Genomic DNA, 25,398 nt, shown 5'->3' with positions numbered 1-25,398 from the left:
CGGTAATCAGCAAAGGTTCACGTGCAAAATGCGCTTTTTCGTTGTTATGGAGGGATCGAAGATGGAACAGGACGAACGTGCCAAAAGACGGGCGGCGATGGAGCAGTTAGTGGCTCAGGCGGATGCGGGTCTGCCTGCGCAGCCTATGCCTTCGCCGGGATCGGAAGGACCGACAGGACCCACAGACCCTGAAAAGCCCGCAAGAAAAAAGAAAAGCGTAGTTCGGCGGATCGTTTCGGGTCTGAGCTGGGTTTTGATCGTCATTCTGGTGGTGCTGCTGGCCGGTTTTATTTATCAAGCGGTCGGCGAGTATCGCGATCGTGCCGCTTACGTCGCGCCGGGAGCTTTGGTAGACGTGGAAGGGCACCGGATGCACGTCTACACGGAACAAAAGTCGGGGAAAGGCGTAAGCGAGCCGACGGTGGTGCTGATCTCCGGTTGGGGCACGGCCAGCCCGTATGCGGATTTCTCGCCGCTGTATGCCTTGCTGCGCGAGCAGGCTTCATTTGCCGTCGTAGAGCGTTTTGGCTACGGCTACAGCGACATCACGGACGACAAGCGCAAGATCGATCAGATCACGGAAGAGCTGCGCGAGGGGCTGATTCAGGCTGGCGTCAAACCGCCTTATGTCCTGACCGCCCATTCGCTGGGCAGTCTGGAAGCGATCCGTTTTGCGCAGAAATACCCGGACGAAGTTGCGGGTATCGTGACGATCGATTCGGGCTCGCCTGAATTTTATCTCACTTTCCCCGAGCGAAATATGCAGCTTCAACGCATTGCGATCAAATCGGGCATCGTGCGGGCATTGTACCACGTGAACGGCTTCGCGGAATATCTGAACGGACAGCGCAACGGTCTTCGCCTGCTATCGCCCGAGATGAAAGAACAGGATCGGCTGGCTACGCTGCTCGTCGCGATCAACGATAACGTAACGGACGAGATGCGCAATATGCGGGCCAATGCGCAAAAGATCGTGGACGACAAAACGCAACTCGATATTCCGATGACCCAGCTTGTGGCGGACCGGTTCGGCGAAGTGACCGAAGATTGGCTGGACACGCAGCGCAAATTCGGAGAGTCATGGTCGACGCAATCCCAGACGACCGTCGTGCAAAATTCGGCCCACTCCATCCAGGCGTATGATCCTCAAGCGATCGTGAATGCAGCACTGGAATTGGTAAAGAATACACGCTAACGAAAAGAGAGTTGACTTCGTTCTTTCCTGAAACTATAATGGTTACAATTAAACGATTTACTTAACCTTATTCTCGAAGGAGCGAATACACATGGGCAAAATTATCGTAACCGGAGCTTCCGGTCATCTGGGTTCGGCGGCAATCCGCCATCTGATCGATCTGGGCGTACAAGCGGGAGACATCGTTGGCATCGTACGCGACAAGGAGAAAGCAGCGGCTCTCGCGGAGCTGGGTATCGAGCTTCGTCTGGGCGACTATGACAATGCGGCTTCGCTGCCTGCGGCATTCGAAGGCGGAGAGAAGCTGCTGTTCGTCTCGGCTTCCTCGATGGATAACACCCTGCGCATTCGCCAGCACGCGACCGTGGTCGAAGCGGCGCGCAACGCGGGAATCCAGCATATCGTGTACACAGGGCTTGCTTTCGGCGAAAGAATGACGATCGCTTTGGAAAACGTCCATCTGGCGACCGAATACATGATTCGCACGACGGGTGCCGATTATACGTTCCTGCGCAACGGCTTCTATCTGGAGTTGTTGGTAAACGAAGGCACACCGGGAATCGCGGCTAGCGGTGCGGTCATTTCCGCTGCGCCGACAGGCAAACTGAACTACGTGACGCGAGATAACCTGGCACGTGCGGCAGCTGTCGTATTGACGCAGGAAGGCCATGCCAACAAAATCTACGAGTTGACCGCTCCTCAACCGTTCTCGTATGACGAGTATGCAGCCGTGTTGTCCGAAGTATCCGGCAAGCCGGTTGCCCATAAAGCGTTACCTGCTCCTGAAGCCGTAAGCACACTGGTATCCGCTGGCGTGCCTGAAGGCGGCGCGGGCTTCCTGATCCACGTGATCGACGGAGCGATCGAACGCGGCGAGTTTGCCCATCCTTCGAATGATCTGACGAACCTGATCGGGGACGCGTATACGCCGCTGAAAAGCGCGGTAGAAGGCGTATTCAACAACTGAACTGCATAACCGATCAAAGGGCTGTCCCGAAAACCGTGAATCGGTTGAGGACAGCCCTTTTTTGTGCGATACGCCCAGATTAAAAAAGGATATATACCCTATCGAAATGACAGAACATATCGAAGAACGGCAGCATTCAACAGATGACAATAGGGTTTAAAATGAAAAGAAGGCAAGCGACTACAATAAGTGCGCATATGCACTTAATTTGTTCGAATCGATCAGCTTTGAACAAATAACTGCGGATCTGCATTTATTTATTCATATTTTCGCGGATTCGCCCTTTTTTTGTTCAAATAATTGCATCTGCGCACTTATTTCGAATTTTGCGAGAAAATAAAACAAATTAGTTGCATATAAGAACTTATTTTTCCATTTTTCAATCCGTATTGATTTCCGATCGATTATTTGCGGATAAGGTTCGTTCAGAAAATCGAGATCAATTCTTTCGTATACGGATGCCGTCCCTCGGCCATCAGGTCTTCCGCGCGGAAGCGATCCACGATCCGGCCTTCCCGCATCACCATGATCTGCTGGCTCATCCGGTGAACGGCCGCCAGGTCGTGGGAAATGAACAGATACGACAAGCCGAGCGAGGTGCGCAGCCCGGTCAGCAGATCCAGCACGGCTCCTTGCGAGATGACGTCCAAGCTGGCTGTCGGCTCGTCCAGCACAACGACGTCCGGTTCGATGCCGATCGCGCGCGCGATCGTGACGCGTTGGCGCTGCCCGCCGCTGAGTTCGTGCGGATAGCGATTCGCCAGCTCGGCAGGCAGCTCGACGGCTTCGAGTAGCTGCCGGATATAGGCTTTGCGCGACGTGTAATTGAAATGTTTCAGTTGCGCACCCCGAGCAAGATGCTCGTACGGATCGATCAAGGAATCCGCGATCTTGAGCTTGGGGTTCAGCGCGGCGGAAGGATTTTGGAATACGATCTGAATACTGCGGCGATGCGCGCGCAGCTTACGGGCGTTCAAGCGGGCGATATCCTGGCCGCCGAGCACGATCGAGCCGCTATCGGCGTCTTCGATACGCAGCAGGCAGCGCGACAGCGTGCTTTTGCCGCAGCCGCTTTCGCCGACAACGCCGAGGCATTCGCCGCGTTCGAGAGCGAAGCTCACGTTGTCGACCGCGGGGCGGTCGGCTCCGGCGTAGGTACGGGTGAGTCGGCCGACGCTTAATACCGGCGAGCTTATCGCAGTCGGCTTCGAATTCAAGCTTTGTCCAATCATCGCGATTCCTCCTCAAGCCCCGACTTCAACGAACGGCTTAACACGGGCGCCGCGTCGATCAGGTTCCGGGTGTATTCATGCTGCGGATGATCGAGGATGCGGTGCTTGCCGCCCGATTCGACGATCCGGCCTTCTTTCATGACGGACAACCGGTTGGCGTAACGCCGGACATGCCGCCAGTCGTGCGTGATGAACAAGATCGCGCAGCCGGTTTCTTTTTGCTTGGCGACGAGCAGTTCCAGCACCCGATGGCCCGATACGCTGTCCAGCGCGGTCGTCGCTTCGTCGGCGATCAACAATCGCGGCGACAGCAGCAGCGACGTGGCGATCGCGGCTCTTTGCAACTGCCCGCCGCTCAGTTGAAACGGATAACGCCGCAGCAGCGCCGCATCCAGTCCGACCGATTCCAGCGCTGCGGCAGCTTTGGTTTTGCGGACGGCCGAAGACTTTTCCCCATGTACCTTCTGATACTCGTCGAAATGTCCTCCGATGCTGCGAAACGGCGTGAAGGCGCCTTGGTAGTCTTGAAAAATATAAGAGATCCGGCTGCCCCGCAAGGCACGCATTTCTTTGGACGTACGCTCCAGCAGATTGCTTCCTTCGAACAGGATTCGCCCGGACGCATGGAGATTCGGCGGCAGCAGTTGCCCGATCGACTGCGACAGCAGGCTTTTACCGCTGCCGCTTTGTCCGACCAGCGCCATAAACTCGCCTTCGCGTACCGCTAGCGATACATTGTCCACGATGGTGCGGCCTTGTCCGGCGATGCTCAGTTCCTCGATCGAGAGAATCACGGCTGCACCTCCTTTTTCACGTCAAAACGATCCCGCAAATAATCCCCCAGCATATTCGCCAGCAGCACGACCGAGACGATCGCAAGACCCGGGTAGACCATCAGCTCGGGACGGGATTGGAAATACGGACGCGAATCGTTCAGCATGGCGCCCCATTCCGGCGTCGGCGGCTGCGCGCCCAGTCCGATATAGGACAGCGACGAGATAAGCAGGATGATCTTGCCGAGATCGAGGCTGGCGAGCACGAGCACATGCCCGGCGATATGCGGCAGCAGGTGCTTGGTCATGATGCGCGCGTCGGACAATCCGTTGGTACGGGCGATGCGGATATAGTCTTTTTGCGATTCGGACAGTACGGTACTGCGGACAAGGCGGGCATAGCTGACCCATTTGACGATGACGATCGCCAGCACCAGGTTGCCGATGCCCGCGCCGAGCAGGCCGCTGAGCACGATCGCCACGATGGTATCGGGAAAAGCGAGAAAGCCGTCGGCGATCCGCATGAACAATTTGTCGACCCAGCCGCGTTTGTAGCCGGCGACGATGCCGAACGGAATACCGATTACCAGCGCCGCGCCCAGTGCGAGCAGGCTGTAGCCGAGCGTCTGACCGCCGCCCAGCAGCAAACGGGTCAGCACGTCGCGTCCCAGATGATCGGTGCCGAGCGGATGGAGGGTGCTCGCGCCGAGCAGACGTCCGCGCAGGTCGGTCAAGGTGGGATCATGCTTCAAGACTAAAAAGGTATAAGCGGAGGCCGCGATGACGAGCAGCGCAAACAAAGCGGCGACGATCGCCTGGACGCTGTGCTTTTTGGATTTGGCTGCACGGGTGCGAACGCGCAAAGGGATGCTTTTCATCGGTGGGCCTCCTTTTCTTTGAGTTTCATTTCGGGATTCAGATAACGGTACGATAGGTCGACGGCGGTGTTCACGACGAACACGACGACCGCCATGATCAGGATATAGCCTTGAATCAACGGATAATCGCGCTGACGGATCGCGTCGACGACCAGCTTGCCGATCCCCGGATACGCGAACAGCACTTCGATCACGACCACCCCGCCGATCAGGCTGCCGAGGCTGACGCCGAATACGGTGATGACCGGAGGGAGACTGTGACGCAGCGCGTGCAGCCAGAAGATCCGGCCTTCGGACAGTCCTCGCGCCCGCGCGGAACGCACGAATTCCTGGCTGAGCGAATCGAGCAGGCTGGAGCGGAGCAGACGCACGTAGACGCTGGAGATCGCAAGTCCTAACGTGACGCACGGCAGGATCAACGAAGCGAAGCCGTCGCGTCCCATCGTCGGCAGATTGCCGAAGCGGACGCCGAACAGGTCGATCAGAATCAGGCCCAGCCAAAAGCTCGGAACCGCCGCGCCGACGATCGACAGCATGCGGCTGAGCGTGTCGATCCAGCTTCCGCGGTAAACGGCGGACAGCGAGCCTAGCGGTACCGCGATCAGCAGCATGACCAGCAGCGCGCCGAGCGTCAGTTCCGCCGTCGCGGGCAGCGCGCTCATCAGCGTCTGCATCACCGGTTGTCCGGTCGAGTAGGAGGAGCCGAAGTCCAAACGAACGAAGTCCAGCAGCCAGTTGCCGAACTGGACGAGGAGCGGGTCGTTGAATCCCATTTCTTCGCGCATGGCTTCGACCTGCTCCTGGCTGACCGACAGCTCGTCAACGTTCAAAATCGTCAGCACCGGATCACCCGGCGCAAGCCGGATGAACAGGAAACTGACGAACATGATGAACAGCAAGAATATGAACACTTCCAAAAACTTTCGCAGCAAAATACGAAACATTACATCACGTCCAGCTTATTGGTAATCATGTAGTATTCGCTGAGCGAGCTGACCCAGTTTTTGACCTTTTTGCCGTTGTAGGCCACGATGGTGGACGGGTGCAGCACGAACGAATTCAACACGTTGTCGTGTACATAGTTGGCGGCCTGCTCGGCAAGCTCGGCGCGCTTTTCGGGAGCGACGGTCAGGTTCAACTTGTCGATGATCGCCGTCAATTCCGGATCTTCCGAACCGCTGAAGTTGAGGGCGCCTGTCGGGTGGTACGTCGCGTTCAAGTAGTACCCGGCGTCGCCGCGCGGAGCGGTCAGGTTGCTGTAAGTCGCAATGTCCCAATCGCGGTTGGAGGCCATGTATTCTTCCGGCGTGTCGATCTGGCGGATTTCCACGTCGATGCCGATCTGTTTGGCGTCGGATTGGAAGACCTGCGCGATCAGCGGCAGGTCGGCGCGGGCGGAGTAGGTGAGCAGCGTGAGCTTGAGCGGTTTGCCGTTTTTCGCCATCACGCCGTTTTCCAGTTTGTAGCCTGCGGCTTCCAGATGCTTCACGGCGGCTTCCGAACCGGACTCGGTCGCGGCGTTGTCATATTTCGGCGCGAACGGCAGGGAAGGCAGGAACGGCCCGATCGCAGGTTCGGCGTGGCCGAGCAGGATCGTGTCGACGATGCCTTGACGGTCGATCAGCGCGTCGAGCGCTTTGCGCACGTTCAGGTCTTTGATGCTTTCGCGTTCCATGTTCATCGTCAGCTGATGCACGCGGAACGTCGAGGCGGATTCCACGACCATGCCGTCGATGGCTTCGAGCGATTCCAGGCTTTCCACTTCCGGGCGGTAGACGATATCGACTTGGCCGGATTTGAGCGCGAGCGAGCGGGCGTTGGCGTCTTCGTTAAACGAGAACGTCACGGTGTCGAGCGGCGAAGCGCCGTCCCAATACCCGTCGTAGCGGCTCACTTCCAGCTTGCTGCCCGGCGTAAAAGACGTCAGCGAGAACGGCCCGGTGCCGATCGGCTTGTTCACGATGTCCGGCTCGCTCACGTCGATGATCGACGTGTTCGGATTGACCAGCTCGGACGCGAATTCCGGAAAAGGCTGCGTCGTCGTGATCGACAGTTTGTCGCCGTCCGCTTCGATCGTGTCGATCTTGAGCGCGTTTTGGATGGCGACGCTTTCGGACAGGGCGCGTTCCAGCGAAGCTTTCACGGCGTCTCCCGTCATCGGCTTGCCGTTCTGGAACGTCACGTCGTCGCGCAAGTCGATCATCCAATGCTGTCCGTCTTCGCTCTCCCAGCTCTCGGCCAGCCACGGCGCGACGGTCAGGTTTTCTTCGTCGAGACGCACCAGCGTTTCCGTGATGCCCGCGCGCAGCGGCACATAGCTGGAATCGACATGCGGATCAAGCGAGCTGGTCGCGAAGTTATATAGGAAATGAACATTTTTGGCAGTCGTGGCAGCATCGGAGTCGGTCGATTGCGCGGCCGTCTCCGGGTTGGAAGATCCGCAGGCGCTCAGCAGTCCGGCTCCCAAGATCAAAGACGCCAACAACGGGAACATTTTTTTATGCAAAAGTAAAACCCCTCTCTAATTCGTAACGATTATCATTAACGCAATAGAGCTTATATTATCGTAATGATTACGTTTTGGCAAGATAGGTAAGTTGTTTCATATGCAAAGGAAAAGCTTAGATATTGATCCGAAAAACAAGCTTAAGTCGTAAAAAATTAGGTATAAGTAATGAAAAAAATGGGTATTAGTAAAGGAGAAGGGAGGGGAATCGATATGCTTCCTCATAACTGGAACGGTGCCGACGAAGAAGCCGCCAAGCATAGAGCCAAGCACCAAGCGGAAAAAGCGAAAAATACGTCCCTCAAACGTACGGTGATCACGGTTGCCGTTACTGTCGTCGTCGTGTTCGCGATCATGTACGCTATCGATTACTTCGGCCTGATCAGATAAAAAAGGCTAACCGGCATAGGGTTGGCTTCGGCTTTCAACAAGCAGAATGCAGAAAAAACCGGTTCTCCTAAAGGAGGCCGGGTTTCTTCGTCTTGCGGTTTTCTTCAACAACGACAGAATGTCGAGAAAGTCGGCTGCCGAGAAGGGCGGCTGCCGAGAAGATCGAATGGACAACAGCCAAACTCATGCTGCGTTCGATGCGGGCGAAGACACGGAACCTTTCGAAACGGCGGCCGCTTTTTCGTCGGCATCCCGTTCGGCAAGCAGGCTGTCCACGCCGACGCCGGTTTCTTTGGATACGATAAAATAAGCGGCCAATGCCATCAACGCCAGATCGAGTTCATAACCGGGGGACGTGGTGCTGCCAAGCAGACCGGCGGGGAGTTTGACGGTCACGATCGCGCCGATCATCACCGCCACGAATCCGACAGCGGACATGCGGGTCAGCAGACCGAGCATCATCGTCGTGCCGCAGACCAGTTCCAGCATGGCGATCATGTACGCGAGAAATTCCGGCAACCCCAACGTAACGAACCAATCTGCCGTATTGCCGATGCCTCCGCTCAGTTTCGAAATGCCATGTCCCAAAAAAATGATCCCCAACACAAGCCGCATCGTCGTTGCCGTCCATTTCATTGCCATCTTTTATCGCTCCTCGCAAGGTTCTATGTAAAGGTAAGTTGTTAACTAATCATAATATAATTGGTTTACTAAAGTTCGTCAATTACTTTTTGTAATTTGTTGATTCGTAGGCGAAATCGCCATAAACGCAAAAAAGACGAACCGGTAAAGGCTCGTCGTCAGGCTGTGCAGAAAATGACTTTGGCTTCGCGTTCGTTCGCAACAGCCATTCCAAAAGCGCTTCGCGCGGTTGAGGTTGAAAAGTCGAGATAAGTGCTCAAATGCACTTATTTCGATCAAGATGCTCCCGAATCTTCAAATAAGTGCGAATCTGCATTTATTTGAAGAAAAAATGCGCGAAAGAGTCTAAGAGCGAGGGAATAAGTGCATATTCGCATCTATTTCCCTAAAACGGTGGAATTCGAAGAAAATAAGTGCATATCCGCACTTATTCGCAGAATCCCGACTCCGATTGCGGTATCGACCGAAACTTAATGTCCATATATGAAAAGAGATAAAAAACGGCTGCCGGGACTTTCTAGGCACGCTGATGACAACCCCGCAAAGGCTCGCCGTGTCGCTTGCGTCTATCCGCTATTGCGCGGCGTATAGTCCAGATCCTTGAACAACCGATCCAGCTCTTTCGCCGTCAGATCGCGCCATTTGCCGACCGGGAGGCTGTTCAGATGGATGTTCATGATGCGAATACGCTTGAGCGCACGCACGTTATAACCCAACGCTTCGCACATGCGGCGAATCTGGCGGTTCAAGCCTTGCGTCAGCGTGATTTGGAAAATGAACTTGGACAACTGCTCGACTTCGCACGGCAGCGTCTTCGTATCGAGAATTTCCACGCCCGCCGCCATCTTTTTCAAAAATTCGGGGGTGATCGGACGGTCGACCGTGACGATATATTCTTTCTCGTGGCGGTTCTCCGCACGCAGAATCTCATTCACGATGTCGCCGTCGTTCGTCAGCAGGATCAGACCTTCGGAGTCTTTATCCAATCGACCAACGTGGAAGATCCGCTGCGAGTGGCCGACGAAATCCACGATATTGCCTTTGACGCTTTTTTCCGTGGTGCTGGTAATGCCGACAGGCTTGTTGAGCACCAGATACACGTTCTCCTGCGCGGCCTTTTCCTTGATCCGCTTGCCGCTTACGCGAACGTCGTCGCCCGGCTCGACCTGGCTGCCCAGATCGGCTTTTTCGCCGTTGATCGTAACCTTGCCTTCGGCAATGATCTTGTCCGCCCCGCGCCGCGACGTGAAGCCGGACTCGGCGATATATTTGTTGATTCGCACTGTTACGCACACCTTTCTGATTGGGGAAAATACTCTGTTTACCATATCGCAAAAGGGGGCGGGTGTACAGGCTGCAGGCGATTGAGAAGAGCGATAATTTTATGATAAAATAGGAACATATGATTGCATAATAAAATTATCCAGGAAAGGAGCTTTTGCAGTGTCGGAAAAAACGGATATTTTGATTTACCAAACGGAGGACGGACAGACACGCATTGACGTGAAATTGGAGAACGGAACCGTTTGGATGACGCAAAAAGCGATCTCGGAGCTGTATCAAACGACTTCGCAAAACATTACTTTACATATTCGAAATATTTATCAGGAAAATGAATTGGAAGAAGAGTCAACTTGTAAGGATTACTTACAAGTTCAAACGGAAGGCAAGCGGCAAGTAAGCAGAAATGCAAAGCACTACAATCTCGAAATGATCATCGCGATCGGCTACCGTGTCCGTTCGCATCGCGGTACCCAGTTCAGACGTTGAGCTACGGAACGATTGAACGAATATATGGTCAAAGGCTTTACGATGGATGACGAACGGTTGAAAGAAATGCGGACATTCGGACAAGATTATTTCGACGAACTGCTCAAACGCATTCGCGATATTCGAGCTTCGGAGAAACGGTTTTACCGCAAAATCACCGATATCTACGCCACCGCGATCGACTACGATCCCAAGTCCGAACCGGCAAGCCTGTTTTTTGCCACGGTTCAGAATAAACTTCATTTTGCCATACATGGACAAACGGCCGCGGAATTGATAGCGAACCGTGCCGATGCCGAGCAGCAGAACATGGGTTTGACGACCTGGAAAGGCGATAAAGTTCGAAAGTCCGACGTCACCGTCGCCACAAACTATCTCACGGAACAGGAATTGGCGTCTTTGAACCGAATCGTCAATATGTACCTCGACTATGCGGAAGATCAGGCAGAACGCCGTTCCCCGATGTATATGAAAGACTGGGCTGACAAATTGGACGCTTTTCTAAAATTCAACGATCGCGAAATTTTGCATAACGCAGGCAAAGTATCGCAGGAAGTCGCAGAAAAGTTGGCCTCCGAACAGTATGATAAATTCAAAAGCCACAGGTTGAGCGAAGAAGCGGACGCTTCCGGAGATTTCGAGGAATTCATCAAAAAGAATCGTCTGGACCGCAAATAAAAAAGCCGGTTCACTTGAACCAGCCTTTCTCTTTGAACCTCGTAATGGCCTCGATCCGGTTGCCCGCGCCGAGCTTGTCGAGGATCACCGATACATAGTTGCGCACCGTGCCGTTGGTGAGCGAGAGCGTGGTGGCGATCTCTTTCGTGTTTTTGCCTTCGGAGATCAGGAGCAGCACTTCTTTTTCCCGGTCGGTCAGCGGGTTGGCTTCGGCGTAAGGCGCGTCGTCGACCAGTTCGGGCGCGTAGATGCGGCGGCCGGACATGACGCTGCGGATCGCTTCCGCCAGTTCCTCGCTCGGACTGTCCTTCAGCAGATAGCCGTGCGCGCCCGCTTTGATCGCCCGTTCGAAATACCCGGAGCGCGCGAACGTCGTCAGGATCAACACGCGGCAGCCGGAACCTTTTAACTCCTCGGCGGCTTCCAAACCTGTCTTTTTCGGCATCTCGATGTCCATCACGCAGATATCCGGTCTGTGCAGCCGCACGAGCCGAACCGCTTCTTCGCCGTCCGACGCCCGTCCGACCACTTCCATATCGTCTTCCAGATCCAGCAGCGAAGCCAGCGCGCCGAGCAGCATCCGCTGGTCTTCCGCAATGACGATTCTAATCATCTTTTACCCCTCCTTGTCCGCCGTGGGTACGGTTCCGATCTCCGCTTCCCGTTGCGCTAGCACATTTGGAATGCGCAGGGTCAGCAACGTTCCGCGTCCGTCCGGGGGAGCCGCAGAGATGTCCAGGCTTCCGTTTACGAACTCCAGCCGCTCCCGCATTCCCCGAAGACCGCTGCCCCGCACGTTTCCGCCGTCTTTCAGTCCGTTTCCGTTATCCGCGACGCGGACGATCAATTCACTGGCGAGCGGTTCGATCTCGATCAGGCAGGAGGTCGCCCCGCTATGCTTTACGATGTTCGTGACCGCTTCTTTCAGACACATGCTGACCACATTTTCGTTAAGCAGCGACGTACGCGTTTCTGCCGGATCGCCGATCAAGGTGAACTCGATCTCCGCCGCTTTCAAGATTTGCCGCAGCCGGTGAATCTCGTCCTCCACATGCGTGCCGCGCATCTGGGTCACCAGCTCGCGCAGTTCTTTTAAAACAACGCGCGCCGTCTGCTGAACGTCACGGATTTCTTCTTCCGCCCGACCGGGGTCCTTCGTCACAAGCTTGGCCGCCAGATCGCTTTTGAGCCCGATTAGCGCCAGCTTTTGCCCGAGCGTATCGTGCAGGTCGCGTGCGATGCGCTGGCGTTCTTCCATGACCACAAGCTCCGAGATGCGTTTGTTGGCGTCTTCGAGCTGTTCTTCGAGATGCTCGCTGCGGTTGCGGTTGTACGTCGTGACCGGCAGCAAAATGACGGCAATGATGGTCAAGGCGACAAACGGCCATTGCGTGATCAACAGCGGATTCAGATGGATATAGCCGACGTAAGCCGAAGCGAGCGCCGCGGCAAGCTGGATCGAATATAAGGTGAAAAAGCCGCTTTTGCTGCGAATGTTTCCGACGAAATAAGCCAGGAAAACCGCGAAGTAGATATAGCCGAACATCAAGGTCATCGACACCGAGAACAAAATCTGCATGCTCGTCCAAAAATAGCGCAGCCGTCCTTTGGAAGCGAAAGCGAGCAAATAGCACACGAAAAATCCGATGACCATCAATATGCCGGTAGCGGCCTGGAACGCGGAAGACGAACGGAAAATGAAATAAAACGGCAGGATATAAAACACGACCCACACGTAAGGATTAAGCCCGGTGCTGCGTTGAAAAATCTGATACCACTTCTGCATGACGGTCTGCCCTCCACGGATTTTTGCCGGAATCGGCACAAGCCTTCCCTGTGCGTGCACCGCCTGATTTTTTGTGACCATTATAACCCGCTTCCTCCTTTTTCCCAAGCCGCGGCGCCTATTGCCAAGCACTTTTTTTGTCCGGTCTCCGGTGTGCGAAAATGTTGCAAGCGTCCATCATTTCCGTATTCAAATTTCCTTTTCCGCAAAAAATGTTGCAGATCTCCATCACTTTGCGGCGATTCGCGGCTATCAAACCGAAAACTCCGCAAAATGATGGATGACTGCAACATTGGAATGAACCTTTATAAAATTCGCGAAACATGCCGGATCTCCGCAACATTCGTCCGAACGATCCGTCAGCCGCTTGCCTATCGCCGCGCGTACCGGTCGTTCGGTCAGTCTTTCGGCAGTACCGGTGCTTTCGGCTTCAATTCGCGAGCGACCGCTTGCACCGCATTTTTCGGCAGGCCCCTGCGTACTTTTCGGCCATAGCCGGTAAACGACTTCGTTTCTTCGTCCCACAACCGGAATTTCAGCGATTGCAAGCTGGTGCGCAACGTGATCGTCGTCGCTTTTTGCAGCGGAACGGAAGAATCATGCGCTTTTTCCAGATTGTAATTCGGGACTTTCGGACTCAGATGGTGCACGTGGTGGAAGCCGATATTGCCCGTGATCCATTGCAGCGGCTTCGGGAGTTTGTAGTACGAGCTGCCTTCGACGGCCGCGTTCACGTAGCTCCATTCTTCCTCATGCTCGAAGTACGAGTCTTCGAACTGATGCTGCACGTAGAATAACCAGATGCCCAGCAGTCCCGAGAAAAAGAAGACCGGAACCTGCACGAGCAGGAAAGCCTGCCAGCCGATCGCCCAGATCAGCGCCGCGTACAGCAGCACGATCAACGCGGTGGTCAGGTGGGTGTTGATGCGTTCTTGGCGCTTCGCGCCTTTGCGGTTGAAACGCGACTCGATCAGGAACACATAGATCGGGCCGAGACCGAACATGACCAGCGGGTTGCGGTAGCAACGGTAGGCCAAACGGGTCCAGAACGAAGCTTCGGCATACTCCTCGACCGTCAACAGCCACATATCGCCTTCGCCGCGTTTGTCGAGGTTGCTGCTTGTCGCGTGGTGACGGGTATGGCTGTATTTCCATTTGCGGTACGGCATCATCGTGATGACTCCCGTGATCGTACCGACAATATCGTTGGCTTTTTTATTTTTGAAAAACGAACCGTGCGTGCAGTCGTGGAAAATGATAAACGTCCGGATCACGAAGCCGGAAGCCACGAGCAGGATCGGCAGCGCAAGCCAGTAGGAAATGGACAAACTCAGATAACCGCCGACCCAGAGCAGAACCAGCGGAACCAGCGTGTTGATCATCTGGCGGATGCTGGCTTTGGAGTCGGTTTTTTCGTAAGGCTTCATATGTTTTTTCAATTCCGCAATCGGGTTGGCGGACGCGGTATTCGTGGACGGGTTCATCGTGTAATCCCCTTTCGCGGACGCCGCTCGGGCATCTCTGTGTACCCAGTATAGAAAAAAGCGCTTGCCCCGCGTAGTCATAAACGTCAGATGACAGGGGTGACAAATGTCATATGGCAAGGCTTCTTATTTAAAATTATGAATATACAAAATACGAGCACAGGAGTAGAATAGGAACGGCTGCATAAGATTGTGAACGAATGAACAAACTTATGCGCGGACACGTAATCAGATAAAGAATAGGGGCTGGAAAAGAAATGAAAAACACTCGTCAAACCAAACGGACTTTTCACGGGAAACGTCCCGTTATGTGGATGATGCTGACCGCTGCATTCAGCGTAGCGCTGGCTGGCTGCGGTAATGCGGCGGAATCCGATACAACTGCGGCTGCAAATGCGGGGACCGAGACGACAGCAGCAACCGAGACGATCACATTGGGCCTGCTGCCGTCGATTGACGCGATTCCGTTCATCGTGGCGCATGAGCAGGGCTTCGACACGGAGCACGGCGTCAATCTGGATATTCAGACGTTCAAAAGCGCGAAGGACCGCGACGTCGCGTTCCAGGCGGGCAAAGTCGAAGGCTTGAGCGCCGATCTGGTTGCGATTTCGATCTATAACGAGGCGGGTCAGGACGTAAAAATCACCAGCACCACATTCGGCGAATTCGATCTGCTCACAGGCAATCCGGACGTGAAAAGCGTAGCCGACTTGAAAGGCAAAACGGTGATCCTGTCCAAAAACACCTCGACCCAATATACGATGGCTATGATGCTGAAGCAAGCCGGACTGACCGAAGACGATATTACCGTCACGGAAGTCCCGCAAATTCCAACCCGCCTGGAATTGCTCAAAAACAACCAAGCGGATGCCGCAGTTCTGCCGCAACCTTTCGTAACGATGGGTTCCGAAGCGGGATTGAACATTCTGGGCTCTACGCATACCGCAGAAATCAACCCCTTCGTGCTGGCTTTCCCGCAAAGTGTGATTGACGAAAAAGCCGACGCGATCCGTGACATGTATGCGGCGTACGATCAGGCTGTGGATTATATGAAGACGCATGATCAGTCACAATACATCGACCTGATTATCAAGGAAGTCGGTTATCCGGAGACGCTCAAAGACCAAATCGACGTTCCGGACTACGTGCCTGCCAAGCAAGCGGACCCGGCGCAGGTTGATTCGGCTTTAGATTGGGCTCGCGAAAAAGGCCTACTGACCCAAGATCTGCATGCGGCGGATGTCATCTCGGACGTTCAATTCAAATAAAACCAACTCAAATCAACCCAAGCATGAGGCCGGAAAAGGGGGAGGAAGAATGGAGAAAGAGGCTGCAATCCTTACGCCATCCGTAGCCGGAAAAAGCGAAGATCAGGCCCTGGTCGCCCGCGCTCTGACCGTCGATTACGGAGAAGGTCCGGTGCTGGGCCCGCTTGACCTTCATCTGCCGGCACAAGGCATCTATACCGTACTTGGTCCTTCCGGCAGCGGCAAATCGACATTGTTGAAGGCGGCGGCAGGCTTGCTGCCCGGCTTCGGAGGAAGCCTGATTTATGGCGGCCGTCCGATAGGCAGCGGAAAAGCTGCCGGCGCAGAGATCCGGGTCGGTCTTGTCCCGCAAAATTACGGACTGCTGCCCTGGCAGACCGCTATCGCGAATATCCGAACGGCATTGAAAATTGCCAGACCGGACGAAGACCGCGCCCGGCGCGAAGCCACGGCGCTGCGTTGGCTGGAGCTGATGGGGCTGTCCGGTCTGGAAGGACGCTATCCCCGGGCTTTGAGCGGCGGACAGCAACAGCGCGTGGCGATTGCCCGGGCTTTTGCGATCCGGCCGGATCTGCTGCTGTTGGACGAACCCTTCTCCGCGCTCGATGCCGTTACGCGCGAAGGGTTGCAGCGTCTTCTGCTGGAGAGTTGGCGCCAGCAGCCGTCCACGATGCTGTTCGTCACGCATGATGTCGAAGAAGCCGTCTTGCTGGGTCGCAAGATCGTGATCCTGACCTCTTCCGCCGGACACCCCGTCCTGATCGACAACGAATCCGTTTTCTTTCTCGCAGATGAGGACAAGCGAGATCATGAGACTTTTTACGAGCAGACTCGCCATATTCGACGAATCATGCGTGAAGGACGGTGAGGAGAATGAAATCCGGTAACAACACAGAGAAAAGCCGTGCAGGAAACAACGGGGAGAAAAGCAACCCGGAATCCGATTCGGCTACAAGCCGCGCAACAAGCCGCCCGAGCCGAAACAATAGGATAAGCGGCTTCGGAACGATGCTGCTCCGCTTGCTGTCGGTTTTCGTCGTTCTGCATGTATTATGGGGACTCATCGCTGCCTTGTTGAAGCGCGACATGCTCCCGTCGCCGCTGGTCGTTTATCGGGCATTATTCAAGCTGGACGGCGGAGACATGCTGCTGAATATCGGCACCAGCATGGGCCGGGTCTTTGCCGGGATTGCGTTGGCTTTAATCGTCGGCTTGCTGCTGGGCCTGTTGATGGGACGTTCCCCACGCTGGAACAGGCTGCTTGATCCGGTCGTTTATTTGACTTACCCGATCCCGAAGATTGCCTTGCTTCCGGTCGCCATGCTGTTCCTCGGACTCGGAGAAGCTTCGAAGATTGTCATGATCGCGCTGATTCTGGTTTTTCAGGTCATTATCTCTGTCCGCGACGGCGTCAAAGCCATTCCGGCCAATACCTACGATGTCCTGACCAGCCTGGGCGCAGGCCGCATGGCCAAGTTCACCCAAATCACCTTGCCCGGCGCATTGTCTTCGATCCTAAGCACGATCCGCATCTCGCTCGGCACTGCCTTCTCGGTCTTGTTCTTTACCGAAATCTACGGCACCGAACACGGCATGGGCTACTTCATCATGGACGCCTGGCTGAGGCTCGATTACCCCGGCATGTACGCCGGAATTCTCCTGTTCAGCGGCGTAGGATTTTTATTGTTCGTGTTGGTGGATTTGTTCGAGCACCGCTTTATGAAGTGGCGGGCTTGAGGATAGGATCGACAGCGGATTCAGCGGATATGGTATGCAAGGCGGCCGAGAACCGGACTCGATTTTATGTTAGAATGCCTTCTGATTTTGGATTTAAGTGCTAAAATACACTTAATTTTTTTGAATTTTACCGTTTGGACGAAATAGGTGCGTATAGTCACTTAATTTCTGGTTTTGCCTTTTGTTTTCGTCTTTTTCATTGAAATAATTGCATTTGAGCACTTATTTCATTATTTTCGTCGAACGGTTTGAAATTAATTGCAGAATCGCACTTATTTTGCGACTCCCGAACGGTCGCGAATGTTCGCGCCGTCTGCACAAAAAAAAGCGAAGGCTCGGCGCCTTCGCTTTTTTGCTGTTTTTTTCACTCGCGACTTTTTTCACTCGGCAATTTTGGCTGCCCTGTTGGCTTGCCAAAATTCATTCGCACGGCTTCGCTATGCCGTGACGTTTACTTGGCCGAGTCACCCAGTCCCGTGCTGTGCAGCAGGTTCACGAGCAGAGCCGCCGCTTCGCCGGCGGTTCCTTGGCGCTGCGCCGCGATCTGGCCGCGGTCGCCCTGGAACAATCCGGCCGCGTACGCGGACTCGACGTACGAACCCGCCCAATCCGAGATGCTCGACGCATCTTTGAACGCCGCCTGCGCGCTTACTGCTTTCGGCGTGTCCAGCGTATTCAACGGCAAGTCGAATTGTTGACTGGCGTTGACGAGAATCGCGATCATCTCTTCGCGCGTGATCGCGCCGCCCGTGCCGGAGCTGTCAGGCAAGCCGTCCAGCAGCCCGGCATTTTTCAGCGCGGCCAGCGACGAGGACGTTCCGTAAGATTCAAGGCCGAGCGCTCTCGCCGTCATGCGGGCAAATGCTTCGCGATCCAGCGTCGACGAAGGCGAGCGGTCTTCGAGAATGCCTTTGACGGACGCTTCCGTCAGGGCGCTGTCGAACCATTTGCCTGCTGCCGCCGGCGTCTCGTAACGCACCAGCATGACCGGGTTGCCGCCCGTCGTATGCAGCACGGCCTGGCCTTCGCGGAACGTGATCGGGATCGGCACGTACTGGCCGTCCACCAGCATGACGGCACCGAGTTTGGAAGTGTCGGTTCCTGCGGGAACCGGAATGTTTTGTTCGCCGTAGCGTTTGTCGTATCCGGTGATCTCGGCGACTTTGGTGCCGCTGCTCGCCAGCATGCGGAACGCGTAGGCATCGCCTACCGGAACGGCGCCTTTGATCTGGCCCCATGCGCTCGGGCTGGTCAAGGCCGTCGATTTTTCGATCTGAATGCTGATCTGTACCTGATCCGAAGAAACGCCGAGACGTTCGGCGGCCTGGCTCAGCCGCAGCCGGTCGACCGGGAAGGTGATGCCGACGTCGGCGGTGCTGACCGAAAGCTTATTGGCGTTGCTGACCAGAGGCGCCAGCGTTTTGCCGTCGAACACGATCTGCATATCGGTCGCTTTCAATTGCGGCAGGCGATACGCCAGCGTCTCGCCGCGCGCGGCGTCTTTGGAAGCGATCGTCAGACCTTGCGAATCCAGGCGCAGCTCGGCGCGCGGCGTGCCGTTCGTTCCGGTGGAGCGGACGAGACTGGCCGATTGTCCGGTCAGGCTGCCTTTCGCGACGGCGAGTACCTGGATCGTTTCGGCCGGATTCGAAGTCACCGCCGGAGTCGGATTGGAAAAGACGGGACTCGACGTTTGGGTCGAAGGCGTCGGTGTAGGGGTCGGCGTTTCAGGCGCTTTCGGCGTAGCCGTCACGGTATTGGAGTAGCCGTTGCCCCAGTCGTCGATAATCTTGAAGCGGAACTGGTACGTGGTCCCGTTCACCAGATCGGTCACGGTCAACGACGTGTACGTGAAATTCGAGATTTGCTCTTTCGGCACGGTGACGAACGTCAATCCGCCGTCGGTCGACATTTCGAGGATGCCGTTCTCGATATGTTCCGGCTTCATGTAACTCAGCAGCGCCGAAGCGTTGCCGGCTTCCGCTTTCAGGCTTTGCCAGTTCGGATCGGTAGCCGGCGTTCCGCCGCCGGTTCCCCCGCCGTCTTCGCCTAGCGCTTCGAAGCGCGGATCGGTAATCGACGTGTCGTCCGGAGCCGCGTACGCCGCTCCGATGCCGAGATACTCGCTGAGGTAAGCAAGCGAATCGCCTTCGTAGGCGGCCGGATCGGCGTTGACCGCGACCGGCGCTCCCGACAACAGATGCGCCGTCAAGCCGGTCGTCAGCACGGCAGAACGAAGCATGACTTTTTTCTTGTTGTTTTTCCGTGTTGCGCTGTTCTTGTTGTTCATAAAGTCACGCTCCTAATTAAGGTTGTTGGGGATGGTCGTTTATCAGGCGGATACAGGAAGGAACCAGCAGCGCGGCGGCTTCCAATTCCCGATTGATGACGCCGACTTTGTTCATGTTGGCTTCGTACAGCCAGATGGACCCGTCTTGTTCGATGCCGAGATCCAGCCCGATCTCCCACAGGCGATGCTCCAGGCGCTGTTCGATCCGCGCGGCGGCGGCATAAGCGAAAGCATCGATCTTCGCGTCCATTTCTTCTTCGCGTCCCGGGAACTGATACGGCAAGAACCAATGCCATTGGGTAAAAGCGCGCAGGTTGGAATGGTGGTTCACGACTTTATGCCGCTGCTGCGTCGAGATGTACGGCATATGCCCGATGATGCGGAAGTCGTCGTTCGCGTCGCGGATCAGATGGACGCGGATATGGAACGGCAGGTTTTCCGAAGTCATGCTGTCGATAAATTTTTGCAATACCATTTCTTTGCTTGCGGCCAAGCCGTCCAGCAAGGCGGAGAGTTGATCGGCGTTCAGCAGATGGCTGTAGACGGGATCGTCGATGCGGTAATGTTCGCCTTCTTTTTGCACCACGATGATCGCCGAGCCTTTGGTTCCGCCGCTCGGCTTGATGACCGTCTGCCCGTGCCGGGCGATAAAGTCCAAAGCCGACTCGGCCGATTCCAGCAGCGAGTACGGGATCAGATGCGGATCGATCGCCGGATCGCCGGACAGCAACTCGTACGCTTTCAGCTTGTTGAAGCTTCCGGCAGGACGGGTATGCGTGTTGGGGATATGCGCCAGCCGCTCGTACGCTTTTTCCGAACGTCGCAAGCCGCGTTCTTTGAGCCGGTCGTACACCACGTCAGGCAAGCGTCTGGCCTGCGCGATCCATTTTCCGTTTTGAAAAGCCATGCTTTTGAGCAATGGAGAATCGTAAGCGGCGTCGACGGGGCGGAACCAGAAAAAGTCCGTTTCGTGGGCCGCGCTGGCGAACGCCATCGCGTCGTGCAGGCGGGAATCGTTGTCTTTTTCCGCCACCAGCATGCCGATCGAACGACGGGAGCGGATCGCTCCCGTTCGCACCTCGTGCAGATGGCGGCAGTATTCCAGCAACCGGACCGCGCGCAGTTCTTCATGGTCGCGCGTTTCCGGCGAAGCGTTGGCTTCCAGAAAACGAATCTCGCCGCTTGGGTCCATCAGCAGATCAATGCCGAGTTCGTTGCACAGAAAAGGGTAAGGACGGTTCACGCCTTCGGCCAGCCGGAGAGCGGTTTCTTCCAGCTTTTTGCGCATGGCGGCGGCTTGTTCCCCGTGGATGGAGACAAGCGTCTCGTCCAGATCGGGGCTTCGGCCTCCGGCGCTAAGGTTGCTGACGAATCCGCCGGGACGTCCGACGCGCGGATAAGTACGGGTGACCTGAAACTCGCCGTTTCGGTCCCGCTGGACGTGCACGCGATAATCGAGCGGCTCGTTTTGCGGAGTCAATGTAGGACGGTAAGGTTGGATCAGATACGTTTTTTGAACGGTAAGGCGCCGTACGGCTTTGCGGAGTTCGCGCAGGTCAAGCAGCCGGGAATCTCCGTCGACCGTGTCGAAGCGATAGCGGTGTTTTTCGGGTTTGACGCGCACGATTCCGCCGCCTTGCCGCCCGTCGGAAGGCTTCAGCAGCACCTCGCCGTGCAGCTTCAGCATCGTTTCCGTGTCGGTCGGCGTTTCGATTTTTTTCGTAGGCAGCAGGAGCTCGGCAAACTCCGTGCTAAGAATCGTGGTAACGCTTTCTTTATCCCCGATCAGATGCACCGCGAAAGGAACTTCCTTACGCAACATTTTTTCCGCCTCGGGGCGCTTGGCCGCAAGTTCGGGAGATTCGTTCAGCACGATATCCGGGTACGGGGTTTCGCGGGGATGGAACTGTCCCTGATACGGATGCAGCGCTTGAACCGTTTGCCTGTCGGGATTAATGCCGTCGACGCTGAAAAAGCAAAGCGAGAGTTGCTGCCGCTCCGCTTCCGCGATCAGCGCCTGGATGCGTTCGTTTGCGATCGAGGTGAACGGGTCGCTGCGGTGGTAGACACCAATTAACATAATGCCGGATACTCCTCCTGTTCAAAAAAGAAACGAATTTTAATTTTTATTTCGGTCAGAGGAGACTTTTTCTAAAGAGAATTCCAGTCTTTTGTCCCAAAAAAAATCACTCCGGAGTCCTACTTCGCCTTCCGCGCCCGAAAACGGATTTACGTTCGATGCGACCGAATGGAACGATTTGGAATAAAAGTGTGTCCGACGCGTTTTTTCATGAAAACAAACGGTATAATGAAAAGAGTTAACGACTTGGGAGGCTTGCGCTCATGCTTCAGGATCATTGGTTTACGGTACAACGCATCGACGAACGCACGTACGCGATCAGCGAATACGGGCATTGGGAGAAAGTGCATTCTTTTTTGCTTCTGGGAGAACGCAAAGCCGCGCTGATCGACACCGGTCTCGGCATCGACAATATCAAGCGCATCACGGACCGGTTGACCGACCTGCCGATCGACGTGCTGACCACGCATGTGCATACCGATCATATCGGCAGTCACGGACGGTTCGAACGCCTTTACGTGCACGAGCTGGATCGGGATTGGTTGGAAAAAGGAATCGCCGGCTTGACGCTGGAGCAGATTCGCCGCGATATCGGCCGGGATATCACGCGTCCGCTGCCGCCCGGCTTCGATCCGCGTACCTATGCGCCGTTTCGCGGCAAAGCGACGGGAACGCTCGCGGACGGCGACGTGGTGGAGTTGGGCGGACGCTCGTTGACCGCGTGTCACACGCCGGGCCATTCGCCGGGGCATCTCAGCTTTTTCGAAGCGGCGGCGGGTTACTTGTTCACCGGCGATCTACTGTACGACGAGACGCCGGTCTATGCTTTTTATCCGTCCACAAGCCCGGTCGATCTGATCGCTTCCTGGGAAAAGATCGCCGCGTTGCCGAACGTCGTCCGCGTTTTCGGTTCGCATAACACGTTGGGGCTTGCGCCGGATATTTTGGGTCGGGCCGAAGCGGCGGCGGAGTATTTGCGAGATCGCGACCTGGCGAAATTCGGCACGGGCATCCATCGGTTCGACGGATTCAGCGTACAGTTTTGAAAAAGGCCGTTCGGCTGCGGGATAGGAACCTTTCGGAAAAGTCCGGGAGGTTTTTTCTTTTGCCCGAACGGAGACGGCAATGCCGCCAAAAGGCTGCCCGCTGTATGTTTCTTCCTCGCGCCGTTCGTTCGAATCGGTTATAATGCGGTCATTATCGCCGAAAGCGGGGGAACGGGAGTGAAAATAGGGCGTTACCGGATGCGGGTGCAAACGACGACCACGCTGATGGTGCTGTCGGTGGTCGCGCTTGCGCTGCTGGCTTTGTATGTCATGATTAGCTTTGAAATCTCCAGGCATACCCGGGAAGCGCTGGAACAACGGGCGGTCGGGATCGCCCGTACCGTGTCGTTGACGCCGACGATCCGCCGGGCGCTGGAACCGGGCGGCGATAGCGACGGCGTGCAGCCTTACGCGGAAGCGGTGCGCGGGGCGAACGATATTCAATTCGTGGTCGTGCTGAATATGCAGGGCATTCGGCTTTCCCATCCCGATCCTTCCCGGATCGGGCAGCACTTCGCGGGCGGGGACGAGACGCCCGCGCTGAACGGCCGCGAATTCATTTCGACGGCGTCCGGCTCGCTGGGCCCTTCGGTTCGCGCGTTTTCCCCGGTCTACGGAGACGACGGGACGCAGGTGGGCGCCGTCGCGGTCGGATTGTCGCTCGGCAGCGTCCGAACGGCAGTCGGGCAAAATATGTGGCTGCTGTACGGAGGGATGCTGCTCGGCGGATCGCTGGGCATATTCGGCGCGGTGTTGCTGGCGCGCCGCTTGAAACGGATGATGCTGGGGATGGAGCCGGACGAGATCGCACGGCGGCTGGAAGAACGCAGCGCCATGCTGCAATCGGCCAAAGAAGGCATTCTCGCGGTCGACAAAGAACTGCGGATCACGTTGATTAACGCCGAAGCCAGGCGCTTGATAGGCGAAAGCGATAACGACGGCGAACGGCCCGGTCAAGACGCGCGCGGCGACGATTCGGCGGAATCGGATTTCCGTTCGCTGCTGCGGATGGATCGGGTGCTGGCGAGCGGCGAACCGGTCTACGATCTGGAAGCGGAACGCGGCGGCACCGCGCTGCTGGTCAACGTGGTGCCGATCCGGATCGACGGCCGCGTCGAAGGTGCGATCGCCACTTTCCGCGACAAAACGGAGATCAGCGTGCTGATGGAGCGACTGTCGGGCATTTCGCTGTACGCGGACGCGCTGCGCGCGCAAACGCACGAGTTCATGAACAAGCTGCATATCATCATGGGATTGACGCATATGAAGCGGTACGATCGGTTGGAGACGTATTTGCAGGAAGCGGTTCCGAGCCTTCAGATCGAAGCGGGCGCCGTCACGACGCAGATCAAAGACCCGGTGATGGCCGGATTTTTGCTCGGCAAGCTCAGTTTGCTGCGCGAAGCCGGCATCCGGTTGACGGTCAGCGAAGAAGGCGTGCTGCCGGAAGCGGCGCAGCCGTCGGTCTCTCGCGAACTGGTGACGATCGTCGGCAATTTGCTGCAAAACGCGATGGAAGCGCCGAGAACGGAAGCCGTCGACAAAGAAATCGGCATCGGGTTCGTGTACAAGCAAGGCCGGTTGAAGATCGAAGTGTCGGATAACGGCATCGGCATTCCGCCGGATATCGCGGCGGCGATGTACGAGCAGGGGTATTCGACCAAAGGCGACGACCGAGGCGTCGGGTTGTACCTGGTACGGCGCAGCGCGCAGCGTCTGGGCGGAAGCATATCGTGCGTCGGCGCGCCGGAGAGTGGAACGCGCTTCGTCGTCGAACTGCCGTACGAAGTCGCGAAAAAAGGGGTGGGCAAATGATTAACGTATTGATCGTCGAAGACGATCCGATGGTCGCGGAGATGAACCGGTTTTACTTGGAAAAGGTGGACGGGTTCCGGTTCGGAGCCTGGGCGCCGTCCCCGGAAGAAGCGCTCAAGCTGCTGGATCGCGAACCGTTCGGGCTGGTGCTGCTGGATCTGTACATGAAGCAGGAAAACGGCCTGGAACTGCTTGCCGAGATGCGGCAGCGGGAATGGCCCGTCGACGTGATCGTGATCTCGGCGGCCAGCGACAAAGGCAGTATCCAGCGGGCGCTGCAAAACGGCGTGGTCGATTACCTCATCAAGCCGTTCGAGTTCGGACGCTTCCGGGACGCGCTCGTCGCGTACCGCGAACGGCATCTGCTGCTGCGCGACCGTTCCAGTCTGGATCAGGCGGAACTGGACGCGCTGACACGCCGCACGGCGGAGACGCCTTCCGCCGCGCAGTTGCCCAAAGGCTTCACGCGCCAGACGCTGCGCGCGATCTGGCAGGCGATCGAAGCGTCGACCGGCGAGTCTTTTTCCAGCGAAGAGATTTCGGCGTCGACCGGCATATCCCGCGTATCGGTCGGCAAATACCTGTCCGGCCTGGCGGAGATGAACGTGCTGGAGATGGACCAGACGTACGGCACGATCGGCCGCCCGGTGCAACGGTATCGGGTGGTGGCGGGAGGACGCTCGCTGATCGCGGCTTATCTGTAGAAGACGGCCTCGGCCTGCGCCAAGCTTTTATCCTCGCGCATGGCTTCCGGGCCGTCTTTTCTTTTCCTTTTTCAAAAATCCGCTTAATTAATTTACAAAAAACAATCGTTAATTACATAAAAACAAAAGCGTCGGCAAAAAGAGTAGGATGCACTTG

General features: G+C 56.2%; 21 protein-coding genes and 1 pseudogene. 10 read left to right on the top strand and 12 right to left on the bottom strand.

What is annotated here, in order from left to right:
• Positions 1–61 precede the first annotated feature (61 nt).
• Together WKI47_RS16970 and WKI47_RS16965 are read left to right on the top strand one after the other, a co-directional pair.
• Positions 62–1,195, top strand: a complete 1,134-nt coding sequence (locus WKI47_RS16970; protein WP_340228348.1) for an alpha/beta hydrolase — start codon at positions 62–64, stop codon at positions 1,193–1,195.
• 91 nt (positions 1,196–1,286) lie between these two features.
• The gene (locus WKI47_RS16965; protein WP_340228347.1) at positions 1,287–2,162 is read left to right on the top strand and encodes an SDR family oxidoreductase; all 876 of its coding nucleotides are present in this window, start codon (positions 1,287–1,289) and stop codon (positions 2,160–2,162) included.
• Positions 2,163–2,587: 425 nt separating this feature from the next.
• On the opposite strand, the gene WKI47_RS16960 is transcribed toward WKI47_RS16965, so the two are convergent.
• Genes WKI47_RS16960 through nikA form a run of 5 tightly spaced genes read right to left on the bottom strand, consistent with a single transcriptional unit; the run spans position 2,588 to position 7,539 of the window.
• Positions 2,588–3,394, bottom strand: a complete 807-nt coding sequence (locus WKI47_RS16960; RefSeq protein ID WP_340228346.1) for a dipeptide/oligopeptide/nickel ABC transporter ATP-binding protein — start codon at positions 3,392–3,394, stop codon at positions 2,588–2,590.
• On the bottom strand, positions 3,391–4,188 hold the full coding sequence (locus WKI47_RS16955; protein ID WP_340228345.1) for an ABC transporter ATP-binding protein: 798 nt from the start codon (positions 4,186–4,188) through the stop codon (positions 3,391–3,393). Before WKI47_RS16955 ends, WKI47_RS16960 begins: the two co-directional genes overlap by 4 nt.
• Positions 4,185–5,045, bottom strand: coding sequence for a nickel transporter permease (nikC, locus tag WKI47_RS16950; RefSeq protein ID WP_340228344.1), 861 nt, complete (start codon positions 5,043–5,045; stop codon positions 4,185–4,187). Before nikC ends, WKI47_RS16955 begins: the two co-directional genes overlap by 4 nt.
• Entirely contained in the window at positions 5,042–5,989 is a 948-nt protein-coding gene (gene nikB, locus WKI47_RS16945) for a nickel ABC transporter permease (protein WP_340228343.1), read from the bottom strand. The genes nikC and nikB overlap by 4 nt, the downstream gene beginning before the upstream one ends.
• Complete coding sequence (gene nikA, locus WKI47_RS16940; RefSeq protein WP_340228555.1) at positions 5,989–7,539, bottom strand: nickel ABC transporter substrate-binding protein; 1,551 nt, start codon at positions 7,537–7,539, stop codon at positions 5,989–5,991. The genes nikB and nikA overlap by 1 nt, the downstream gene beginning before the upstream one ends.
• Before the next feature lie 225 nt (positions 7,540–7,764).
• Here nikA and WKI47_RS16935 point away from each other — a divergent pair, with 225 nt between their 5' ends.
• Entirely contained in the window at positions 7,765–7,941 is a 177-nt protein-coding gene (locus WKI47_RS16935) for a hypothetical protein (protein WP_340228342.1), read from the top strand.
• A gap of 183 nt (positions 7,942–8,124) precedes the next feature.
• Here WKI47_RS16935 and WKI47_RS16930 read toward each other — a convergent pair whose 3' ends face one another.
• Positions 8,125–8,583 carry a DoxX family protein gene (locus WKI47_RS16930; protein ID WP_340228341.1) on the bottom strand — a complete coding sequence of 153 codons (459 nt, stop codon included), beginning with the start codon at positions 8,581–8,583 and terminating at the stop codon, positions 8,125–8,127.
• Positions 8,584–9,149: 566 nt separating this feature from the next.
• On the bottom strand, positions 9,150–9,866 hold the full coding sequence (rluF, locus tag WKI47_RS16925) for a 23S rRNA pseudouridine(2604) synthase RluF (protein ID WP_340228340.1): 717 nt from the start codon (positions 9,864–9,866) through the stop codon (positions 9,150–9,152).
• Positions 9,867–10,113: 247 nt separating this feature from the next.
• Here rluF and WKI47_RS16920 point away from each other — a divergent pair.
• A pseudogene (locus tag WKI47_RS16920) lies at positions 10,114–11,031 on the top strand (virulence RhuM family protein).
• A 10-nt stretch (positions 11,032–11,041) separates the two neighbouring features.
• On the opposite strand, the gene WKI47_RS16915 reads toward WKI47_RS16920, so the two are convergent.
• From WKI47_RS16915 to WKI47_RS16905, 3 genes are all read right to left on the bottom strand, one after another.
• On the bottom strand, positions 11,042–11,644 hold the full coding sequence (locus tag WKI47_RS16915) for a response regulator transcription factor (RefSeq protein ID WP_340228339.1): 603 nt from the start codon (positions 11,642–11,644) through the stop codon (positions 11,042–11,044).
• 3 nt (positions 11,645–11,647) lie between these two features.
• Positions 11,648–12,817, bottom strand: a complete 1,170-nt coding sequence (locus WKI47_RS16910) for a sensor histidine kinase (RefSeq protein ID WP_340228554.1) — start codon at positions 12,815–12,817, stop codon at positions 11,648–11,650.
• A gap of 398 nt (positions 12,818–13,215) precedes the next feature.
• Complete coding sequence (locus tag WKI47_RS16905; protein ID WP_340228338.1) at positions 13,216–14,301, bottom strand: fatty acid desaturase; 1,086 nt, start codon at positions 14,299–14,301, stop codon at positions 13,216–13,218.
• Positions 14,302–14,558: 257 nt separating this feature from the next.
• Here WKI47_RS16905 and WKI47_RS16900 point away from each other — a divergent pair, with 257 nt between their 5' ends.
• Genes WKI47_RS16900 through WKI47_RS16890 form a run of 3 tightly spaced genes read left to right on the top strand, consistent with a single transcriptional unit; the run spans position 14,559 to position 17,306 of the window.
• Positions 14,559–15,569, top strand: a complete 1,011-nt coding sequence (locus WKI47_RS16900) for an ABC transporter substrate-binding protein (protein WP_340228337.1) — start codon at positions 14,559–14,561, stop codon at positions 15,567–15,569.
• Positions 15,570–15,618: 49 nt separating this feature from the next.
• Complete coding sequence (locus WKI47_RS16895; RefSeq protein ID WP_340228336.1) at positions 15,619–16,437, top strand: ABC transporter ATP-binding protein; 819 nt, start codon at positions 15,619–15,621, stop codon at positions 16,435–16,437.
• A 5-nt stretch (positions 16,438–16,442) separates the two neighbouring features.
• On the top strand, positions 16,443–17,306 hold the full coding sequence (locus tag WKI47_RS16890; RefSeq protein WP_340228335.1) for an ABC transporter permease: 864 nt from the start codon (positions 16,443–16,445) through the stop codon (positions 17,304–17,306).
• Between the two features lie 451 nt (positions 17,307–17,757).
• On the opposite strand, the gene WKI47_RS16885 is transcribed toward WKI47_RS16890, so the two are convergent.
• Both WKI47_RS16885 and WKI47_RS16880 read right to left on the bottom strand, forming a co-directional pair.
• Complete coding sequence (locus WKI47_RS16885; RefSeq protein WP_340228334.1) at positions 17,758–19,596, bottom strand: fibronectin type III domain-containing protein; 1,839 nt, start codon at positions 19,594–19,596, stop codon at positions 17,758–17,760.
• A gap of 16 nt (positions 19,597–19,612) precedes the next feature.
• Positions 19,613–21,676: a YheC/YheD family protein gene (locus tag WKI47_RS16880; protein ID WP_340228333.1), complete on the bottom strand. Its 2,064-nt coding sequence runs from the start codon at positions 21,674–21,676 to the stop codon at positions 19,613–19,615.
• Positions 21,677–21,939: 263 nt separating this feature from the next.
• On the opposite strand from WKI47_RS16880, the gene WKI47_RS16875 reads away from it, so the two are divergent.
• From WKI47_RS16875 to WKI47_RS16865, 3 genes are all read left to right on the top strand, one after another.
• A complete protein-coding gene (locus WKI47_RS16875; protein WP_340228332.1) occupies positions 21,940–22,722 on the top strand; it encodes an MBL fold metallo-hydrolase in 783 nt (260 codons plus the stop codon).
• Between the two features lie 177 nt (positions 22,723–22,899).
• Positions 22,900–24,537, top strand: coding sequence for a DcuS/MalK family sensor histidine kinase (gene dcuS / locus WKI47_RS16870; protein ID WP_340228331.1), 1,638 nt, complete (start codon positions 22,900–22,902; stop codon positions 24,535–24,537).
• Positions 24,534–25,241 (top strand): response regulator, encoded by a 708-nt coding sequence (locus WKI47_RS16865; RefSeq protein WP_340228330.1) that lies wholly within the window; start codon positions 24,534–24,536, stop codon positions 25,239–25,241. The genes dcuS and WKI47_RS16865 overlap by 4 nt, the downstream gene beginning before the upstream one ends.
• Positions 25,242–25,398: the final 157 nt, after the last annotated feature.

The organism is Saccharibacillus sacchari (assembly GCF_037722395.1).
Lineage (GTDB): Bacteria > Bacillota > Bacilli > Paenibacillales > Paenibacillaceae > Saccharibacillus > Saccharibacillus sacchari_A.
Note: the sequence above shows the minus strand (reverse complement) of the source record. Positions and strands in the feature narration are given on the sequence as shown.

Excerpts from the sequence above, each read along its gene's own strand:
- WKI47_RS16880 (WP_340228333.1), bottom strand. The coding sequence starts at position 21,676 with ATGTTAATTGGTGTCTACCACCGCAGCGACCCGTTCACCTCGATCGCA.
- WKI47_RS16885 (WP_340228334.1), bottom strand. The coding sequence starts at position 19,596 with ATGAACAACAAGAACAGCGCAACACGGAAAAACAACAAGAAAAAAGTC.
- WKI47_RS16965 (WP_340228347.1), top strand. The coding sequence starts at position 1,287 with ATGGGCAAAATTATCGTAACCGGAGCTTCCGGTCATCTGGGTTCGGCG.
- WKI47_RS16960 (WP_340228346.1), bottom strand. The coding sequence starts at position 3,394 with ATGATTGGACAAAGCTTGAATTCGAAGCCGACTGCGATAAGCTCGCCG.
- WKI47_RS16895 (WP_340228336.1), top strand. The coding sequence starts at position 15,619 with ATGGAGAAAGAGGCTGCAATCCTTACGCCATCCGTAGCCGGAAAAAGC.
- nikB (WP_340228343.1), bottom strand. The coding sequence starts at position 5,989 with ATGTTTCGTATTTTGCTGCGAAAGTTTTTGGAAGTGTTCATATTCTTG.
- WKI47_RS16970 (WP_340228348.1), top strand. The coding sequence starts at position 62 with ATGGAACAGGACGAACGTGCCAAAAGACGGGCGGCGATGGAGCAGTTA.
- WKI47_RS16930 (WP_340228341.1), bottom strand. The coding sequence starts at position 8,583 with ATGGCAATGAAATGGACGGCAACGACGATGCGGCTTGTGTTGGGGATC.
- WKI47_RS16915 (WP_340228339.1), bottom strand. The coding sequence starts at position 11,644 with ATGATTAGAATCGTCATTGCGGAAGACCAGCGGATGCTGCTCGGCGCG.
- WKI47_RS16890 (WP_340228335.1), top strand. The coding sequence starts at position 16,443 with ATGAAATCCGGTAACAACACAGAGAAAAGCCGTGCAGGAAACAACGGG.
- WKI47_RS16875 (WP_340228332.1), top strand. The coding sequence starts at position 21,940 with ATGCTTCAGGATCATTGGTTTACGGTACAACGCATCGACGAACGCACG.
- WKI47_RS16910 (WP_340228554.1), bottom strand. The coding sequence starts at position 12,817 with ATGCAGAAGTGGTATCAGATTTTTCAACGCAGCACCGGGCTTAATCCT.
- WKI47_RS16935 (WP_340228342.1), top strand. The coding sequence starts at position 7,765 with ATGCTTCCTCATAACTGGAACGGTGCCGACGAAGAAGCCGCCAAGCAT.
- WKI47_RS16900 (WP_340228337.1), top strand. The coding sequence starts at position 14,559 with ATGAAAAACACTCGTCAAACCAAACGGACTTTTCACGGGAAACGTCCC.
- WKI47_RS16865 (WP_340228330.1), top strand. The coding sequence starts at position 24,534 with ATGATTAACGTATTGATCGTCGAAGACGATCCGATGGTCGCGGAGATG.
- nikC (WP_340228344.1), bottom strand. The coding sequence starts at position 5,045 with ATGAAAAGCATCCCTTTGCGCGTTCGCACCCGTGCAGCCAAATCCAAA.
- nikA (WP_340228555.1), bottom strand. The coding sequence starts at position 7,539 with ATGTTCCCGTTGTTGGCGTCTTTGATCTTGGGAGCCGGACTGCTGAGC.
- WKI47_RS16905 (WP_340228338.1), bottom strand. The coding sequence starts at position 14,301 with ATGAACCCGTCCACGAATACCGCGTCCGCCAACCCGATTGCGGAATTG.